Genomic DNA, 15,918 nt, shown 5'->3' on the forward strand with positions numbered 1-15,918 from the left:
TGACACGCTCCAGCAGGTCGGAAAATACTTATCCCGAGGTCAATGGTCTGCCGGATCGCCAAAATGCTGCCAGGAACCGAATACAGGGCGCGTTCGGTGTTGCTGCCACCCGCAGCCCAAGGTCCTCTCAAGGCTACCGGCCGGCTTCAACCACGCGGGGGTTTGATTGCCCACATACTGCAGGGCGCATTGTGCAAGAGGCTTTCGGCGGTGGTGCCCAGCAGCTTGTTCAACCCGGCGTGCCGCACGGTGCCCATGACGATGACGTCGATCTGGTGGTCATGCGCAAAGTTGCAGATATTCCACAGCGGCACCCCTTCGATAAAATGCCGTTGTTCGACGGCAATCCCCTGGCGCTCCGCCAAACCGGCGAATGCCTCATGCTGCGCTTCGTTCAGCGCCTCGTAGAGCCCGGAAACCAAGGGTACAGCGCCGTAACCCATGTCTTTGGCATACACCGCCGCCCAGTCGTACACATGCAGTAGTTCCAGTTGTGCATTGCACTGGGAGGCCAGCTTGGCTGCGGCCTCGACAATCTGGTCATTGAACACCAGGTCCTGCTCCTCGCTGCGCAACACATCGACGATCGCCAACACCTTGCGCGGCAGCGGATGCCGTGCCTCGGTGACCAGGTGCACCGGCACAGGGCAATCGCGCAGCAACTGCCAGTCCAGGGGTGTGAAGAACACCCGTTTCAACGCCGGTACGTCCTCGGCATCCTTGATAATCAGAGCCAGCGACATCTCGTTGACGAAATGCAGGATTTCCTCAAAGGGGTGATGTACCCACACTACCTCGCTGGTGACCGCCAGCCCGTGCTTGCTCATCGAGTCTGCCTGTGCGGTGAGCCAGTGCCGATGGGTGTCCAGGTACCCTTCCCGCGCGCGATCGATCTGGTCTGGCGCGAACAGGCCGGCGATGGCCAGGGCCTGTAAATAATTAAACGCGACGATGTGCAGCGGCAGTTGCATCGCGTGTGCCAACGCAGCGGCACGCTCGAACGCCGGCGTGCGGGTCATGGTGGAAGGGGCAATCAACAGTAACCGCGGAGTCTGCAACATGGGGCACCTCGGCACGTGGCCATCTCAATCCGTGAATGGGCCTCCAGATTGAGCCGTGCACAGCGGCGGCTAGTTGATCTTTATCAGCTTTAGCCAGCAAAAATGGCCTGGGGTATGTGTTACACGCATACCCCATGCTCAAACGTCATAATCCTCTTTTTTGCGGCGTGTTAATCTGCTGCGACTATGAATAGGCATTGATCGTCAGTCGACAATGGCCCAACCAGGAAAGATCATGCCAAAAAAGTCCCACTCAGCCCTGCGCCGCAACTTCCGTGAACTGCTTGCAACGCCTGTGTGCGTTGAAACCGCCTCCGTATTCGACCCAATGTCTGCACGTATCGCTGCTGACCTGGGTTTCGAGGTGGGCATCCTGGGCGGCTCCGTCGCCTCGCTGCAGGTTCTGGCTGCGCCCGATTTTGCGTTGATCACGCTGAGTGAGTTCGTCGAACAGGCAACAAGGATTGGCCGCGTCGCCCAGTTGCCTTTCATCGCAGACGCCGACCACGGCTACGGCAACGCCCTTAACGTGATGCGTACCGTCGAAGAGCTTGAACGTGCCGGCGTCGCCGCGCTCACCATCGAAGACACGCTGCTGCCCGCGCAATTCGGGCGTAAATCCACCGACCTGATCTCCATCGAGGAAGGCATCGGCAAGGTCCGCGCCGCCCTGGAGGCCCGTGTAGATCCTGAACTGGCGATCATCGCCCGCACCAACGCCGGTGTGCTGCCGACCGAAGCGGTTATCGAGCGCACCCTGGCCTATCAGCAGGCCGGTGCCGATGGGATTTGCATGGTCGGCGTCAGCGACTTCGAGCATCTGGAACAGATCGCCGAAAACCTCACGGTACCGCTGATGCTGGTGACCTACGGCAACCCCAAGCTCCATGACGCCCAACGCCTGGCCAGCCTCGGCGTGCGCGTGGTAGTTGCCGGCCATGGCGCATATTTTGCGGCGATCAAGGCCACCTACGACAGCCTGCGTGCCCAGCGCCAGTTGACCCACAGCACATCGAACCTCAGCGCTACCGAACTGACCCATACCTACACGCTGCCAGAGAGCTACGTGGCTTGGGCTGAAGAGTTCATGGATGTAAAAGAGTAGCGTCATCAGCGGTGAATCCCTCCTCCCGCCCCTGGATTCACCGCTCGCTCCGCCCTTGTAAGCGTTCAACTACGCCGCTGACTGAAACACCGCCCACGAAAAAAAATCCGCCGCACTATCTGCGGCGGCAACCAAAGGATTTTGTCGAAGCAGAGCGGCTAAGACAGGCCCCACGCTACTCCCCTGCCCGATTAAAAACCGTGAAGCTTTATTAATCGAGTTTCATCCCCAGCAGGGCTACAGGCCGCGCAAACTCTGCCTGGAGTCAGCTTCGACAAACCCGCCGAAGACAATAAGAAACCGTAACACCTCACTTTAAAACTCTGCCCATACAAGCGTGCACGCCTGCCAAACAGTGCGGCGTTTCTGTGCGCATTCATTATTCCGGGGACGTTAATAACATGATTAAACAGTGGAGCCTGTTGGCGTTGGCGGTGTGCGCCAGTATCAGCCCCGTGGCGTTTGCCGACTCCGTCACGGACCTGTCGTTGCGGGTGCGTGATGCCATCGTGTCGTCCAACGCCGACCAGCGCGATGGCGACTTGAATGAGCTGCGGGTGATCGTCGACTACCCGTTCACCTTGCTGTAAGGAGGCCTTGTGGAGAGGGAGTTGCTCCCTCTCCACACCTAAAACGCGATCAGCCTACCCAGCCGACGGCCGTCTTGGGAATGACTTCCGACTCATCGAGTTTCGACGCAAACATACTCACGGCCTGCACCGCGTCACTGGTGCTGGTGCGAATCTGCAGGATCACCGAACCCGCCTGGTCGGCCAGGTTCACGCCGCGTTGCGCGCCCTCTTGGGTGGAGCTCATGCTGGCCACCGCGTCGCGAGTTTCCGACAGGATCATGCCGATCATTTCGGCGATTTCTGCGGTAGAGCGGCTGGTACGCCCCGCCAACTGCCTGACCTCATCGGCCACCACGGCAAAACCACGCCCTTGGTCGCCCGCACGGGCAGCCTCGATGGCCGCGTTGAGGGCCAACAGGTTGGTCTGGTCGGCGATGCCTCGAATGGTATTGACGATCGCGGTAATTTGCTCGGAGCGCTCACCCAATTGCCCGACCAGACGCGCCGATGCACCGATGTTCTCGGCGATCCGGCGCATTTCGGCGGCAGTTTCATGAATCACCTGGGTGCCATGTTCGGCAAACCGCTCGGTCTCGGAGGAAATATGGTAGGCCCGGGAGGCACCGCGTGAGTCTTCCTCGAACTTCTCCACGCGCTCAGTGATGTCACTGGCAAACTTGACGATCTTGATCAGCGTGCCGTCGCCGTCATAGACCGGGTTGTAACTGGCCTCCAGCCACGCGACACGGCCATGCTTGCCGAGACGCTTGAATTGCCCGGTGAAAAACTCACCGTTGTTCAAGCGTCTCCAGAAGTCCGTGTACTCGTTGCTGTTGATCAGGCTGGGTTCGCAAAACACGCGGTGGTGTTTGCCTTTGATTTCGGCCAGCGTATAGCCCATGACGTGCAGAAAGTTCTCGTTGGCGTCCAGGACCTGACCGTTCAAGTCGAACTCGATCACTGCCATCGCCCGGTCCACTGCGGCCAGTTTGCTGCGGGTCGCCGCTTCTTGTTCGACTTTGCTCGTGACATCCAGGGCGTACTTGACCACTTTCAGCACTTGGCCACGTTCATCCAGCACCGGGTTGTAGCTGGCCTCCAGCCAGATGGTCTTGCCGTGAGCATCCACCCGCTTAAAAGTGCCCGACACAAACTTACCGGCCTTAAGCTCACCCCAGAACTGGCTGTAGGCCGGGCTGTTGGTCAGCGCCGGCAAGCAAAAGTCCCGGTGGGATTTGCTCGCCAATTGGTCGCGGGTATAACCCAGGGTCTTCAGGAAGTTGTCGTTGGCACGCAGTACGTTGCCGTTGAGGTCGAATTCGACCACTGCCATGGACCGTTCCAGGGCGCTGATCAGTCCTTTGTACTCGGTGACTTCGGCCGTCCTGGCCGCCAGTTCGGTTTTGAGTGTTGTATTGAACATGACGCGCCCTCAGCCGTGCAGAAAATCTATCTCTAACCTCGCTATCGGCCGCGGAATACGGGACTTTACGTGGATTAGTTGTTTATTTTTTGACGTCAAGATGTTGTGCGAAACATGGGGATTCCCGGTGTTTCGGGGGGGCCTTATTTGCCCCTGTTGCTATTTTCAAGGACCATGGCGCCTTCCTGTTCCAGCCGACAAGAGGCGCACCGATGACCAACCACGACCTGTCCTACACCCCCGACCCGGATGAAGACTCGATTTCCTCCGATGTCGTCGGTTTCAACGGCATCCTGGTCTCCACCCAGATCCCGACCCGCGCCGACGGCAGCCTGGAACTGGGCGATATCACCCTGCAAAGCGAATGCACGCTGCAAGCGCTGAAAGTGGCGTTGGAAAAAGCCGGCAGCTCCATGGACCGGGTCATGCACCTGACCATTTATCTGACCGATATGGCCGACCGAGCCGCCTTCAATGAGGTCTACAAACGCTTCTTCGCCAAGCCCTGGCCCGTGCGCGCGGCGGTTGGCGTGGCGGCACTGGCGGTAGACGGCATGCGCGTGGAAGTCACCGCGATGGCCGCCAAGGCCTGAGTTGATGCCGGTCAGGCAATTCACGGCTACAATGCGCGCCTCAACCGTGACAAGCCTGACTAAAAAAACTATGTCCTTGCCCAAGCATCACCTGGAATTGCTCAGCCCTGCCCGCGATGTCGCCATCGCGCGCGAGGCCATCCTGCATGGCGCCGACGCCATCTACATTGGCGGCCCGAGCTTCGGCGCGCGCCATAACGCGTGCAACGAGGTGAGCGATATCGCTCAACTGGTGGAATTCGCCCGCCGTTACCACGCCCGCGTGTTCACGACCCTCAACACCATCCTGCATGACAACGAACTGGAACCCGCGCGCAAGCTGATCCATCAGCTCTACGACGCCGGTGTCGACGCGCTGATCGTGCAGGACCTGGGCGTGATGGAGCTGGATATTCCGCCCATCGAGCTGCACGCCAGTACCCAGACCGATATTCGTACCCTGGGCCGCGCCAAGTTCCTCGACCAGGCCGGTTTCTCGCAGTTGGTCCTGGCCCGTGAGCTGAACCTGCAGGAAATCAGCGCCATCGCCGGCGAAACCGATGCCGCCATCGAGTTCTTTATCCACGGCGCCCTGTGCGTGGCGTTCTCCGGGCAGTGCAACATCTCCCACGCGCAAAATGGCCGCAGCGCCAACCGTGGCGACTGCTCCCAGGCCTGCCGCCTGCCCTACACCTTGAAAGATGACCAGGGTCGCGTCGTGGCCTTTGAAAAGCACCTGCTGTCGATGAAAGACAACAACCAGAGCGCCAACCTGCGCGCCTTGGTCGAAGCCGGCGTGCGTTCGTTCAAGATCGAGGGTCGCTACAAGGACATGGGCTATGTGAAAAACATCACGGCCTATTATCGCCAGCGTCTTGACGAGATCCTCGAAGACCGTCCGGACCTGGCCCGCGCGTCCAGCGGCCGTACCGCGCATTTCTTCCTGCCCGACCCGGAAAAAACCTTCCACCGTGGCAGCACCGACTACTTTGTCAGCGACCGCAAGATCGACATCGGCGCCTTCGATACCCCGACCTTCACCGGCCTGCCGGTGGGTGTGGTGGAAAAAGCCGGCAAGCGTGACCTGCAAGTGATCACCCATGAGCCGCTGTCCAACGGCGACGGCCTCAATGTGCTGGTCAAGCGCGAAGTGGTGGGTTTCCGCGCCAACATCGCCGAGCCCAAGGGCGAGTTCGAGGAAGACGGCGAGAAGCGCTACCGCTACCGCGTCGAGCCGAATGAAATGCCGGCCGGCCTGCATCAATTGCGCCCCAACCACCCGCTGAACCGCAACCTCGACCACAACTGGCAGCAGGCGTTGCTCAAGACTTCGGCCGAACGCCGTATCGGCCTGTCATGGGTCGCACGTTTGCGTGAAGAGCAGCTGGAAGTCACCGCCACCAGCGAAGAAGGCATCCACGCCAGCGTTACCCTGCCCGGCCCGTTTGGCGTGGCCAACAAGCCGGAACAGGCGCTGGACACCCTACGCGACCTGCTTGGCCAGCTCGGTACCACCGAGTATCACGCTACCCGTATCGAACTGGATGCACCGCAGGCGTTCTTCATTCCCAACTCACAGCTCAAGGCCTTGCGCCGCGAAGTGATCGAAGCGTTGACCGCCGCCCGTGTTGCCGCACACCCACGTGGCGGGCGCAAGGCCGAGGCCACGCCGCCGCCGGTGTACCCGGAAGCGCACCTGTCGTTCCTGGCCAACGTCTACAACCAGAAAGCCCGCGACTTCTATCACCGTCACGGCGTGAAGCTGATCGACGCGGCCTTTGAAGCCCATGAAGAAACCGGCGAAGTGCCGGTGATGATCACCAAGCACTGCCTGCGCTTCTCGTTCAACCTGTGCCCTAAACAGGCCAAAGGTGTCACGGGCGTGAAAACCAAGGTTGCGCCGATGCAGCTGATTCATGGCGACGAAGTGCTGACCCTGAAGTTCGACTGCAAACCCTGCGAGATGCATGTGGTGGGCAAAATCAAGGGGCATATCCTTGGGCTGCCGCAACCGGGCAGTGTCGTGGAGCATTTCAACCCGGAAAATCTCATCTATCAGGGCACGCACTGACCCTGTGGGAGCGGGGCCACCACCAGCCCCGCTGTAACCCCGCCGCTGCCAGCAGAATTGCCGCCACCCCCAGCCATTGCAGCCAGCCCAGGCGATGCCCGAAGGCAATCCAATCGACGAAGATCGCCGCAATCGGGTAGATAAACGACAGTGCGCCGGTGATGGCGGTGGGCAGTTTCTGGATCGCGCCATACAGCAACACATACATCAAACCGGTGTGTACCACGCCGAGCGTCGCCAGTGCCGCCCAGGCGTTGGTGGTGACCGGCAAGCTATGCCAAGGCACCAGCGGCGCCAGTAGTAGTGCGCCCGTCGTGACCTGGATCAACGCCATCAAATGCGGCGGTACGTCCTTCAAACGCTTGATGATCAGTGCGGCAATCGCGTACAGCAATGCCGCGCCCAGGGCCAAGGCGATGCCCGCCAGGTAATCGTCGCCGGTTGGCTGATTACCATGGGCGGTGACAATCGCCAGCATTCCCAGGAACGCCACGCTCAACCACGCCAGTTTCTGCACGGTGATCTTTTCCCCGAGGAACAGCGCCGCGAGCATCACCAACATGAACGGCTGCACGTTGTACACCGCGGTGCTGATGGCGATCGATGCACGTGAGTAGGATTCGAACAGCAGCAACCAATTGCCGACAATCGCCACGCCACTGAGCATCGCCAGGCCGAGCCTGGTCCAATTGAGCAGGTCCAGCCGCAGGTAACCCAGCAGCGCGCACACCAGCAATAAGGTCAGCCCACCGATTACGCAGCGCCAGAACACCACTTCGATCACCGACACGCCAGACACCAGCACAAACCAGCCGATGGTGCCCGAGATCAGCATGGCGGCGATCATTTCCCACGAACCGCGACGGATGGATGAATCCATGATTGATGCTCCTCAAGTGAGGCTCAATTATGGCAATCTGCTTGTGAGCGGCTCCAGCGACTAAAAAAGGCAAAACCCCGCAAACACCTTTTCTTATTAGGCGAACACCATGATCGACACCATCGACCAGCAACTCATCGCCGCTTTGATGGATGACTCGCGGTTATCCCTCAAGGCCCTGGCGGGCATCACCGGGCTGTCCTCGCCCAGTGTGGGTGAACGCCTGCGCCGCCTGGAAGAACGCGGCGTGCTGACTCACTACACCGTCGACATCGACCCCAAGCATTTCGGCTACCTGCTGCAAGCCATCGTGCGCATCCGCCCCCTGCCCGGCAAATTGCAGGAGGTGGAGCGCCAGATCCAGGCGATCCCCGAATTCACCGAATGCGACAAGGTCACCGGCGAAGACTGCTTCATCGCGCGCCTGCACGTGCGCACCATGGACCATCTCGACAGCCTGTTGGATCGGATCAACGCCTATGCCGAAACCAACACCGCCATCGTCAAGAAAACCCCGGTAAAGCGACGTTTGCCCCCGCTGACCAACGACTGAACCGTAACAACCCGATTCCTCGGACGAGCGCGCTTGTTGTGGCGAGCGGGCTTGCCCCGCGTTGGGCTGCGAAGCGGCCCCAAAACCTGACCACTCATTGTGCCTGGATAAACGCGGTGCCTTTATTGGGGCTGCTTCGCAGCCCAACGCGGGGCAAGCCCGCTCGCCACAGTAACCCCATTCGCCACAGGAAGCCGTGCAACAGAAGGATACGCAACTCAACGCGGCTATTCCGCCTCCGCTGCTAGCGTCAAAGCTTCTTATCCATGGGAAGGAGCAACGAATTGCCTCGCCAGCCAAACTCTCACCTGTTACGTCGTGGTCGCTATTCAGAAACCGGTCGAGCCTACTTGGTCACCGCTGTCGTGCATCAACGCCATCCATTGTTTCGCGACTTTCGCCTGGGCCGGTTATTAGTCGCGGAATTCAAGAGGGTTCATGACTCAGGGCAGGTCAATTCGCTGGCGTGGGTGATCATGCCGGACCACTTTCATTGGTTGCTCGACCTCAATGGCACGACGCTGCCTGATGTGATGCGCCAGACCAAGTCGCGCAGCACCTTGAGCATCAACAACGCCCGTGGCAGTCGGGAGAAATTCTGGCAGCGTGGCTACCACGACCGGGCGGTGCGGGCTGAAGACGATATTCGGAAAATGGCGCGCTATATCGTCGCCAACCCCCTGCGAGCAGGGTTGGTGGAGCGAATTGGCGATTACCCACTGTGGGATGCTGTCTGGTTATGACCCATTGGGGCGAGCGGGCCTTTTCTGGCAAGTGGGCTTCCTGTGGCGAGCGGGCTTGCCACAGGAAGCCCACTTGCCACAACGAGCCTGCCCATCAGAACAGGCCCGCTTGCCACAGAAGCCTAGTCGTGAAGGGCCTTTGCGGCGGGCAGCAGACTTTGAAACTTGCGATAACGCGCCTCCAACACTGGCTGCTGCGTCAGGTCAGGCGTGTACCGGGCCTTGACCGGCATCCCCGCCGCCAGCAACTGCGCACCCTGCCCCATCGCCACAAACCCCAGCTTCGCCGCGCCAATGCATGCGCTCAATTCACTGCCCTGCAAGGTGAAGATTTCCCGCTGCAGGATATTCGCCAGCAACTGGGCCCAGTACTCACTGCGCGCACCGCCACCCACCAGAGCAAAAGCGGTAACGTCGGCGCCGGTCGATTGCACCGCGCGCAACGCATCGAGCAAACCGAAACCCACCCCTTCCATCACCGCGTAACCGAGCATCGCCGGCGTGCAATCGTGGCCCAGGTTCATGAAGCCGCCGCGTAGCAACGGATCGTTGTGGGGTGTGCGCTCGCCGGCCAGGTAAGGCAGAAACAGCGGCGTCCCCGAAGGCACGCACTGCTCGATCGGCAATTGCGCCTGCACCTGCTCCAGCAGCGTCTGTTCATCCGCCATGCCCGTCAGCCGTGTGACCCAGCGCAAACAACTGGCGCCGGCGAGCATGGCGCCCATGGTGTACCAGCGGTTGGGCAAGGCATGGCAGAAACTGTGTACCGCACTGGCCGGGTTACCCGCCGCATGGTCGGTGATGGCGACGATGGCAGCGCTGGTCCCCAGGGTGATGAACCCATCACCAGCGTTGATCGCGCCGATGCCGACCGCTGCCACAGGGTTATCCCCGCCACCGCCGGCAATCACCACGTCAGCTGATAAGCCCAGTCCCGTGGCCGTCAACAAAGCGCTCGCCGCACCACCTTCCACCAGCCTGGGCAATTGCTCAGGCGTAAGGCCGGTAGCGCGAACCATCGGGGTAAACCATTCCCGCCGCGCCACATCCAGCCACAACGTACCCGCCGCGTCGGACATCTCGCTGATGCGCTCGCCACTCAAACGCAAGCGCAGGTAATCCTTGGGCGACAGCACGCAATCAATCGCTTGGAACACCTCGGGTTCATGCTGTTGCAACCACAGCAGTTTCGGCGCGGTCAGCCCGGCCATGGGCAGGCTGCCGGTGACGTCGGCGAAGCCGGGACCCAGCTGTTCGGCTTCGGCCACCGCACGAGAGTCGTCCCACAGGATCGCCGGGTACAACACGCGGTTGTCCGCGCCCAGCAACACCGCGCCGTGCATCTGCCCCGACAGGCCGATACAGGCCACGTGCGTAAACGCCTCGTGTCTGCGCAGTTGCGCCAACGCCTGCAAACAGGCTTGCCACCAGTCTTCCGGTGCCTGTTCAGACCAGCCGCTGTGCCGGCGCGACACGCTCAAGCGCACGCCGGCATGGGCCAGCACCGCGCCCGTGGCGTCCATCAGGATGGCTTTGAGTTCCGACGTGCCCAGGTCAATGCCCAGGGAAACAGGACTGTTCATGCGTGTGTTATTCCAATCAATGACAGCCACAGGAGTTACGTAACTGCAGGGTCGGCGCGAGGCGCACGCTCTGGGGCGCTGCGTCAGGCGACGCCATGCGTTGCAGCAACAGGTCGACCGCGCGGGCGCCAAGGGCCTTGACCGGCTGTGCGATCAGGCTCAGGCGCGGCACGAAAAAATCCGCCCAGTCAAAATCATCAAAGCCCACCAGGGCCATTTGTCTCGGCACGTCGAGCTGCGCGTCACGCAAGGCGTGCATCGCGCCGAGGGTCATCAGGTTATTGCCGGCCATGATCGCCGTGGGCGGCGAAGCCAGGCCCAGCAACTGCACCGTGGCCTGGCGCGCAGGCTCGGTGTTGGAGCCGCCGTTAACCAGCAACTGCGGATCGAAGGCCAGCCCCGCCGCGTGCAACGCCGCGCGGTAACCCGCTACCCGCTCATCCGTGGTACTGAACCCCGTGCGCCCGGCGATAAAACCGATGCGACGGTGCCCGTGCCCGATCAGGTGTTCAATCAGACCCTGGGTGGCCTGGGCATTCTCCACCCCAACCTGATCAAACTGCTCGCTCATCATCCGGTCCACCAGCACCGCCGGAATCTCGTTGGCGCGCAGGTATTCCAGGGCCATCGAACCGTTCGACGGCGCCAGCACAATACCGTCGACCCGCCGATGATGCAGCGCCGTGACCACCCGCAGCTCCTGCTCCGGGTCGTCGTGGGTGTCGACAAACAGCATCATGTAGCCGTGCTTGGCGCACTCGGTTTCAATCGCGTGCACCGTCTCGCTGAAGTAATGGTTGGACAGCGCCGAGATCGCCACGCCTATCGTGTTGGTACTCGACCGCGCCAGCGAGCGCGCCAGGGTGTTGGGGATATACCCCAGTTCCTGGATCGCCCGCCGCACCGCCAGCACCGTCGCCGGGCTGACTTTGCGGGTGCCGTTCAACACGTGTGACACGGTCGACGTCGACACCCCCGCCCTGCTTGCCACGTCATCCATGGTCACCACGACGCTGTTCCTCTCACGCTATCAATGTTTGCTCGACCAGCCGCTGTACGTACCCACGTTGTCGCGGGTGATCAGTTTTGGCGTGAGCAGGGTCACCGCTTCGGCCGGGGCCTTGTCGTTGAGCAGGTCATTGCCGACATTCACCGCCGTCTGCGCCATGGCCCACGGGTCCTGGCTGGCAGACGCCTGGATCTGGGTGTCGGTCTTCAGCGCGTTCTCGATATCCGGCGCGCCGTCCACCGAGGTGATGATGATGCCGCTGCGCTTGAGCTGCTTGGCCGCCAGGTCGCTGCCGATGGCTTGCGGGTCGTTGATCGCAAACAGGCCGTCGATTTTCGGGAAGCGCGTGAGGTAGCCCTGCATCACGTTCAGGCCGCCTTCGCGGGAGCCTTTGCCGTCCTGGTCGTCGGACAGCACCTTGATGTCCGGCGCGCCGGCCAATGCGGCTTTACAGCCTTTGACGCGGTCGGTCACGGCGGTGACTTGCGGACCGTTCTGGATAATCACGTTGCCCTTGCCGGAAAGCTTGTCCACCAGGTATTGGCAGGCCAGCTTGCCGGCTTCAACGTTGTCGGTCTGCACGGTGGCATTCACGCCCTTGGCGTCCACATCCACCGCCACCACGACGATGCCGGCATCGCGGGCTTTCTTGATCGCCGAGGCCATGGCCGAAGGGTCGACGGCGTTGATCAGGATCAGATCGACCTTGGACGAGATAAAGTTGTCGATCTGCGAGAACTGCTTGCTCAAGTCGTAGTCGGCCGACACCGAGGTGACCTTGACGTTGGGGTTCAGCTCCTTGGCCCGGGCCGTGGCGCCATCGGCCAGGGTCACGAAATACGGGTTGCCGAGCGAGCCCATGCTGATACCCAGGGCCTTGAGTTCGCGGGCCTCTACGGCTTGGGACATCAGGGCAGCCAAGGCGACGACGGGAAAGATGCGTTTAAGGTTCATGCGGGTCTCTCTTGTGATTGTTATGGGAGTGAAATCAGGTCCGCGCACCGGACTGGCGATAGCGATCCAGCGCGACCGCGCCGATGATCACGATGCCCTTGATGATGTATTGCCAGATGTCCGACACCCCCAGCAGCACCAGGCCGTTGGTGAGCACCGCGATGATCAGCGCGCCGATCAGCGTGCCGCCGATGGTGCCGACGCCACCGGTAAAACTGGTACCGCCGAGGATCACGGCGGCAATCGCATCCAGCTCGTAGGATTGCCCCAGTTGCAGGCCGTTGGCGGCGAACAGGCGCGAGGCACTCATCACCGCACCCAGCCCGGCCAAGGCGCCCGACATGGCGTAGACGAACAGCAGCACCTTCCACACCTTGATCCCGGAGAGTCGCGCCGCTTCGGGGTTGCCGCCCACCGAATAGATCTGCACGCCCATTACCGTGCGGCGCAGGATGAACCACGACAGTGCCACCACCGCCACGGCGATCACCACCAGCCACGGCACGCCGAGGATCGAGTCGTTGCCGATAAAGGCAAACGGCAGGTCGGGGTTGAACACGGTCTTGTCATCGGCCAGCAAGCGCGCCAGGCCACGCATGGCGGTGAGTGCGCCAAGGGTGACGATAAACGGCGGCAGGCGCATGAACGCAATCAACCCACCGTTGACCAGGCCCAGCAGCAGCCCGAAGCCGATACCGGCCGCAATCCCGAACATGCCGAACTGCGGCGACATTGACGCCTGCAACGCCACCACGGCCGACGCCGCCAGGATCGCTCCCACCGACAGGTCGATACCCGCCGTGAGGATCACAAAGGTCATGCCCGCCGCCAGCACCACATTGACCGAGGCCTGTTGGGTGATGATCGACAGGTTCTGCATCGTCAGGAAGTTCTCGCTGGCCAGGGCGAAGCCCACCAGCAGCAAAATCAGCACCGGCAACATACCGACCGTGCGCATCAGTTCGCGGGCACGTTCTGCCTTGCCTGTTGTAGCAATCATTGAATCAGCCATGGGCAACCACCTGATCGCCACCGGTGGCGAGATCAATAATACGTTCCTGGGAGATGACGTGACCGGAGGCCCCGCCGACTTCGGCCACCAACTGGCCTTCGCGCATGATCAACACCCGGTCGCAGGTGCCGATGATTTCCGGCAGCTCGCTGGAGATCACCACGATGCCCACGCCGGCCTGCGCCAGTTGATTGATGATGCGGTAGATCTCGGATTTGGAGCCGATGTCCACGCCGCGTGTGGGTTCGTCGAGGATCAGCACGTGCGGCTTGACCTCCAGCAGCCGCGCCAGCAGGACCTTCTGCTGGTTGCCGCCGGACAACGCGCCGACATTGACCTTGCCCGACACCACGCGAATCGACAGTGACTTGATGGCTTCATTGGCACGTTTCAAGCCAAGGCCACGGTCGAGTACACCACCGGCGCGGGCATCCGGCACACAGGCGCAGACATTGATGTTGTCGGCCACGCTCATGTCCAGGAACAGGCCCTGGGCCTTGCGGTCTTCGGTGAGGTACACCACGCCGGCACGAATCGCATCCACCGGGTTGCGCAGTTGCGTCACGGTCTTGCCCACCACTTCCAGGGTGCCGCTGGTGCGCGGGTCGGCGGCGAAGATCAGCCGCGCCAACTCGGTGCGCCCTGCCCCCACCAGCCCGGCGATACCCAGCACTTCACCGGCATGCAGGTCGAAACTGCAGTTACGCACGCGCTTGCCATCGGCCATGTCACGCACGCGCATCACCACCGCACCGGGGTCGTAGGCGGCATGTTCCTTCTTGTAGAAACCGGACAGGTCGCGGCCGACCATCATCTTCACGAGGACTTCGGCCGACAGCGCGTCGCGGGTCAGTTCGCCGATGTATTGGCCGTCGCGCAGCACCGAGACACGGTCCGACAGTTCATAGATCTCGGCCATGCGATGACTGATGTAGATGATCGCCAGGCCCTGGCTGCGCAGCTGCTTGATCAGCGCAAACAGGCGGTCGGTCTCGCGGGACGATAACGGCGTGGTCGGTTCGTCCATCACCAGGATCCTGGCGTGGGCGTGCAAGGCACGGGCAATTTCCACCAGTTGGCGCTCGGCAATCGACAGGCTGCTGACCTTGGTTGCCGGGGTGAATTCGGCGCCCAGGCGCTGCAGGACTTCGACGCAACCGGCTTGCATGCCCTTGCGGTCAATGGTCCAGCCACGGCGCAACTCACGGCCCAGGTAGATGTTTTCGGCCACGCTCAGGTTCGGGCACAGGCTCAGTTCCTGGTAGATCACGGCGATGCCGAGGGCTTTGGCGGTGGCGGGGTTGAACGTGGGGACGGCTTGACCGTCGATGCGGATTTCACCGCCGGGATCGGCCTGGTAAGCGCCGGAGAGGATTTTCATCAGGGTCGATTTGCCGGCGCCGTTCTCCCCCATCAAGGCGTGGATTTCGCCGGGGTAGACCTTCAGGCCGACATTCTTGAGCACGCGCAAACCGTTGAAGGTTTTGCTGATGCCCTGCATCTCAAGCAAGGGTTCAAGGCTCATCAATGAGCTCCTGGTTTTATTATTTTTGTCGTTCGGCCCCCTTTGATCAGAGCCGATTGCCACCGACTCTAATCAGATACATTTACTTACGCAAGCGCTTGCGTAAGCCGTTTGTCGCTAGAAGAAACGTTTCATCAGGCGCATAAAGTGTGATTTTGGCATTTCTAACGTTTTGGCAGCATGCGCACCAGGGTGTTGTCGCGCACCCAGTAATGGTGGAACAGCCCGGCGAAAGCGTGCAGGCCGATCAACCAATAACCAGCGCTGCCCAGCCACTCATGCCAGTGCTTGAATTGCTTGGCCTGGTCGGGGTCCACCGCCACCAGCGATGGCAAGGCAAACTCGAAATACGGCACGGGCTTGCCTGCGGAGTTGAGCATCAGCCAGGCCAGCAGCGGCGTCACGATCATCAAGCCATATAGTGCCAGGTGCATCAGGTGCGCCACGGCAGTCTGCCAGGCCGGTGGACGCGGCAGGATCGCCGGGCGCGGCGCCAGGCGTCCCAGCAGGCGCAGCCAGACCAGCAGGAAAATCCCGATACCGAACAGCGCGTGACCGCCGAGTAACACGCCCTTCAGTGCATGGCCGCGAGGCAGCAGGCCTTTGATTTCAATGCAGGCGTAAACGCCGACAAACAGCGCCAGCATCAGCCAGTGCAGGGTCATCGACAGCTTCGTGTAGCGCTGTATCACCAGATGTTCAGTCATGGGAAGAGCCTTGTGCAGGTGGTGGCCGCAAGCAGCCGTGGAAAGACCGCGCGACCCTGCCCGCGAAGCCTTAAGGCAGTCTGAAGATGGCGAAAAATATCCTTTTGCCACCTTCAGACTTCGTTAAGAAATGCCTCCGATACTCCTC

The 15,918-nt window shown here is 61.3% G+C and carries 15 protein-coding genes and 1 pseudogene; 6 read left to right on the plus strand and 10 right to left on the minus strand.

All coding sequences use genetic code 11. The annotated features are described in order from the left end of the window. Positions 1-146 precede the first annotated feature (146 nt). Entirely contained in the window at positions 147-1,061 is a 915-nt protein-coding gene (locus FBY10_RS24605; RefSeq protein WP_145338103.1) for a universal stress protein, read from the minus strand. 235 nt (positions 1,062-1,296) lie between these two features. Between FBY10_RS24605 and FBY10_RS24610 the strand changes: the two genes are divergently transcribed. Both FBY10_RS24610 and FBY10_RS32305 read left to right on the plus strand, forming a co-directional pair. Beyond that, positions 1,297-2,166 carry an oxaloacetate decarboxylase gene (locus tag FBY10_RS24610; RefSeq protein ID WP_131696344.1) on the plus strand — a complete coding sequence of 290 codons (870 nt, stop codon included), beginning with the start codon at positions 1,297-1,299 and terminating at the stop codon, positions 2,164-2,166. A gap of 401 nt (positions 2,167-2,567) precedes the next feature. Then, positions 2,568-2,756 (plus strand): hypothetical protein, encoded by a 189-nt coding sequence (locus tag FBY10_RS32305; RefSeq protein ID WP_371920998.1) that lies wholly within the window; start codon positions 2,568-2,570, stop codon positions 2,754-2,756. A gap of 49 nt (positions 2,757-2,805) precedes the next feature. On the opposite strand, the gene FBY10_RS32310 is transcribed toward FBY10_RS32305, so the two are convergent. After that, positions 2,806-3,390, minus strand: coding sequence for a methyl-accepting chemotaxis protein (locus FBY10_RS32310; RefSeq protein ID WP_223841639.1), 585 nt, complete (start codon positions 3,388-3,390; stop codon positions 2,806-2,808). A 3-nt stretch (positions 3,391-3,393) separates the two neighbouring features. Continuing rightward, positions 3,394-4,161 (minus strand): annotated as a pseudogene (locus FBY10_RS32315) (PAS domain-containing protein); the annotation flags it as partial. A 212-nt stretch (positions 4,162-4,373) separates the two neighbouring features. On the opposite strand from FBY10_RS32315, the gene FBY10_RS24625 reads away from it, so the two are divergent. Both FBY10_RS24625 and FBY10_RS24630 read left to right on the plus strand, forming a co-directional pair. Continuing rightward, a complete protein-coding gene (locus FBY10_RS24625) occupies positions 4,374-4,754 on the plus strand; it encodes a RidA family protein (protein ID WP_131696346.1) in 381 nt (126 codons plus the stop codon). Positions 4,755-4,824: 70 nt separating this feature from the next. Next, positions 4,825-6,804 carry a U32 family peptidase gene (locus FBY10_RS24630; protein WP_145338104.1) on the plus strand — a complete coding sequence of 660 codons (1,980 nt, stop codon included), beginning with the start codon at positions 4,825-4,827 and terminating at the stop codon, positions 6,802-6,804. Here FBY10_RS24630 and FBY10_RS24635 read toward each other — a convergent pair. Further along, complete coding sequence (locus FBY10_RS24635; protein ID WP_145338105.1) at positions 6,782-7,684, minus strand: DMT family transporter; 903 nt, start codon at positions 7,682-7,684, stop codon at positions 6,782-6,784. The two genes, FBY10_RS24630 and FBY10_RS24635, sit on opposite strands and share 23 nt — an antisense overlap. 109 nt (positions 7,685-7,793) lie before the next feature. On the opposite strand from FBY10_RS24635, the gene FBY10_RS24640 reads away from it, so the two are divergent. Both FBY10_RS24640 and FBY10_RS24645 read left to right on the plus strand, forming a co-directional pair. Then, entirely contained in the window at positions 7,794-8,237 is a 444-nt protein-coding gene (locus FBY10_RS24640) for an Lrp/AsnC family transcriptional regulator (protein WP_053130035.1), read from the plus strand. A 284-nt stretch (positions 8,238-8,521) separates the two neighbouring features. Then, a complete protein-coding gene (locus FBY10_RS24645; RefSeq protein ID WP_145338106.1) occupies positions 8,522-8,980 on the plus strand; it encodes a transposase in 459 nt (152 codons plus the stop codon). Positions 8,981-9,102: 122 nt separating this feature from the next. Here the strand turns inward: FBY10_RS24645 and xylB are convergent, their stop codons facing one another. From xylB to FBY10_RS24675, 6 genes are all read right to left on the minus strand, one after another. Then, complete coding sequence (gene xylB, locus FBY10_RS24650; RefSeq protein ID WP_145338107.1) at positions 9,103-10,563, minus strand: xylulokinase; 1,461 nt, start codon at positions 10,561-10,563, stop codon at positions 9,103-9,105. A gap of 16 nt (positions 10,564-10,579) precedes the next feature. After that, positions 10,580-11,572 (minus strand): LacI family DNA-binding transcriptional regulator, encoded by a 993-nt coding sequence (locus FBY10_RS24655; protein WP_131696350.1) that lies wholly within the window; start codon positions 11,570-11,572, stop codon positions 10,580-10,582. A 21-nt stretch (positions 11,573-11,593) separates the two neighbouring features. Beyond that, positions 11,594-12,526 (minus strand): ABC transporter substrate-binding protein, encoded by a 933-nt coding sequence (locus FBY10_RS24660; RefSeq protein ID WP_131696351.1) that lies wholly within the window; start codon positions 12,524-12,526, stop codon positions 11,594-11,596. A 34-nt stretch (positions 12,527-12,560) separates the two neighbouring features. Next, complete coding sequence (locus tag FBY10_RS24665) at positions 12,561-13,538, minus strand: ribose ABC transporter permease (protein WP_027605811.1); 978 nt, start codon at positions 13,536-13,538, stop codon at positions 12,561-12,563. Continuing rightward, positions 13,531-15,063: a sugar ABC transporter ATP-binding protein gene (locus FBY10_RS24670; RefSeq protein ID WP_145338108.1), complete on the minus strand. Its 1,533-nt coding sequence runs from the start codon at positions 15,061-15,063 to the stop codon at positions 13,531-13,533. The genes FBY10_RS24665 and FBY10_RS24670 overlap by 8 nt, the downstream gene beginning before the upstream one ends. Before the next feature lie 164 nt (positions 15,064-15,227). Next, positions 15,228-15,770: a cytochrome b gene (locus tag FBY10_RS24675; protein WP_145338109.1), complete on the minus strand. Its 543-nt coding sequence runs from the start codon at positions 15,768-15,770 to the stop codon at positions 15,228-15,230. Between the last annotated feature and the right edge of the window lie 148 nt (positions 15,771-15,918).

The organism is Pseudomonas sp. SJZ103 (genome assembly GCF_007828335.1).
GTDB lineage: Bacteria > Pseudomonadota > Gammaproteobacteria > Pseudomonadales > Pseudomonadaceae > Aquipseudomonas.